This window comes from Streptomyces sp. NPDC025793 (assembly GCF_055558375.1).
The window spans coordinates 1-2,516 of the sequence record NZ_JBVHMR010000131.1; the positions used below are offsets into that span (position 1 = coordinate 1).

The window sequence follows — 2,516 nt, forward strand, 5'->3', positions numbered from 1 at the left end:
GGCCGCGCCCAGCGCGTGCAGCGGGGCGTCGCGGTAGAGGACGAGAGCTTCCTCCGGGGTGATGCGTCCGCCGTCGGCGGCTCGGTCGAGCACGGGCTGGAGAGGGGACTGCGAGGGTCGGGACATGATGGCCGGGCCTTTCCGGTGGCGTAGGGCGGATCAGGGTGCGGAGGGTTCCAACAGCCGGACGGCGACGTCGGGCGGGAAGCCCTCGGGGCTGCCGCCGACCCGGCGCGCGAACTCGGTGATGCCGGCGAGCTGCGCCGTGCCGAGGCTGAAGTCGAGGGCCGTGGTGTAGTAGCGCTGGAGCGTCGCGGCGTCGAACTCCTCCCACTGCGAAGCCTGTTCGCAGACCTTCGTCACCTCCGCGAGGGACAGGTCGCGCGAGGCCAGCAGATCGGCGTGGACCTGGCGCACCAACTCCGGTTCGCGGGCCAGGAAGTCACGGCGCGCGGCGAACACGGCGAACACGAAGGGCAGCCCCGTCCAGTCCTTCCACATGCGGCCCAGGTCGTGTACGTGCAGACCCATCCGGGGGGCCTCGTACAGGGCCGCGCGCAGTGCGGCGTCGCCGATGATCACGGCCGCCCTGGCCTCGGACATCATGGTGCGCAGGTCGGGCGGGCACCCGAAGTAGCGGGGGTTCACCCCGACGCGCTCCGCGAGCAGCAGCTGCGCCAGACGCACCGAGGTACGGCTGGTCGAACCCAGCGCCACCGGCTGCCCGTCCAGCTCCTCCAGCGGTACCTGGCTGACGATCAGGCAGGACATGACGTCTCCGTCGCTGCCGACCGCGATGTCCGGCAGGGCGACCAGGTCGTCCGCGTGCCGCAGGAACTCCAGCAGGCTGATCGGCCCCATGTCCAGCTCGCCGGCGGCGAGTGCGTCGTTCAGGCCGTCCGGCGTGTCGGTGCGCAGGTCCATGTCGAGGAGGGAGCCGGTGCGGGCCAGCCCCCAGAACAGCGGAAGGCAGTTCAGGAACTGGATGTGACCCACGCGGGGTCGGCGCCGGCGCACGGGCGTCGGCTGTGCTGTGTCGGGGGCGAGTTGCTCGGTCACGGTGCACGACTCCCGAAGCGGGTCGAGGGGAGGAAGGACGAGGGGTGCGCGGTCAGACGGTGCGGACCGGCGCGGTGAAGTGCTCGCGGAGTACGGCCAGCACCTCGGCCGGCCGCTCCGAGAGGAAGAAGTGCCCGCCGGAGAAGACCCGCAGGTCGTACTCCGTCTCGGTGTGCTCGCTCCAGGCGCGGGCTTCCTCCAGCGACGTACGCGGGTCGGCGTCGCCGGTGAGGACGGTCACGGGGCAGCGCACCGTCGCGCCGGGGGCGCTGCGGTACGTCTCGACGGCCCGGTAGTCGCTGCGGATCGCGGGCAGCACCATGCGCAGCAGCTCCTCGTCCTGGAGGACCTGGGCGTCGGTGCCGGCCAGGGCGCGCAGTTCGGCGATCACCCCGTCGTCGTCGAGCGTGTGCACGTGCTCGTCCCGGACCCGGGACGGAGCGCGGCGCCCGGACGCGAACAGCCGGACGGGGCCCGACCCGGTGCGCTCCGTACGGCGCGTCACCTCGAAGGCCACGACCGCGCCCATGCTGTGCCCGAAGAAGGTCACCGGCCGGTCGTCGTCCCATTCCGCGAGGGCCGCGCTGACCTGGTCGGCGAGCTCGGCCACCGAGGCGGGCCCGGGTTCGTGCCTGCGGTCCTGGCGGCCGGGGTACTGGATCGCGGCGACCTCGACGTCCGGGCTGAGCGCGGCGGCGACCGGCAGGTAGAAGCTGGCCGAGCCGCCCGCGTGCGGGAAGCAGACCAGCCGCTCGGCGGCCTCGGGCGAGGGCCGGAACCTGCGGATCCACAGGTTGTCGGTGGTGGAACTCATCGGGCGTGTGGGTCCTTCCCAAGTGTCGAGGTGATCGGGCCCGGCGGCCGGACCACCGGGGCGGTGGGATCCGGCCGCCGGAGAGGCGGCGGACTCAGTCGTCCGCCTCGGGGCCGTACACCTCGACCTGATCGGAGACGCGGCGTACGTGAATGCAGTCGCCGGGGCACTTCTTGACCGAGTCGACCACGTCGGTGAGCAGTTCCAGGGGGACCCGGGTCGTCGAGCCGGGCTCCTGGAGCAGTTCGTCCTGCTCGTTCTTGACGTAGGCGAGCCCGTCGATGTCCAGCTCGAACACCTCGGGCGCGTACTCGGCGCAGATTCCGTCGCCGGTGCACAGGCCCTGGTCGATCCAGACTTCCAGGTCCTCGTCGTGGGTCGTCTGCGGGGACATAAACACCTGCCTGGCAGTGTCGTCATGGTGTGCGCGCGGTGCGCGCACAGCCGCCCGGGGCCGAGCGGAGCGCGCACCGCGCACACAGGGGGAGTCGTGCACGCCGTACACGAGGGGGGAGTCCGGCCGCGGTGGCCGGTCCGGGGGTCAGACGCGCATCGGCTGCGGCGACTCGCGCCGGGCCGGGTCGGGGCCGTCGTACTCGCGGATGATCTCGTAGCGCGTGTTGCGCTCGACCGGGCGGAAGCC

3 protein-coding genes and 1 pseudogene are annotated in these 2,516 nt (G+C 72.5%); all 4 read right to left on the bottom strand.

The window, feature by feature from the left end; genetic code table 11:
* Positions 1-126 (bottom strand): annotated as a pseudogene (locus tag ACZ4MF_RS48810) (dehypoxanthine futalosine cyclase); the annotation flags it as partial.
* Between the two features lie 33 nt (positions 127-159).
* Positions 160-1,059 carry a menaquinone biosynthetic enzyme MqnA/MqnD family protein gene (locus ACZ4MF_RS48815; RefSeq protein ID WP_467500891.1) on the bottom strand — a complete coding sequence of 300 codons (900 nt, stop codon included), beginning with the start codon at positions 1,057-1,059 and terminating at the stop codon, positions 160-162.
* A 52-nt stretch (positions 1,060-1,111) separates the two neighbouring features.
* Positions 1,112-1,873 carry a thioesterase II family protein gene (locus ACZ4MF_RS48820; protein ID WP_467500893.1) on the bottom strand — a complete coding sequence of 254 codons (762 nt, stop codon included), beginning with the start codon at positions 1,871-1,873 and terminating at the stop codon, positions 1,112-1,114.
* A gap of 94 nt (positions 1,874-1,967) precedes the next feature.
* A complete protein-coding gene (locus ACZ4MF_RS48825) occupies positions 1,968-2,267 on the bottom strand; it encodes a ferredoxin (RefSeq protein WP_467500895.1) in 300 nt (99 codons plus the stop codon).
* Positions 2,268-2,516: the final 249 nt, after the last annotated feature.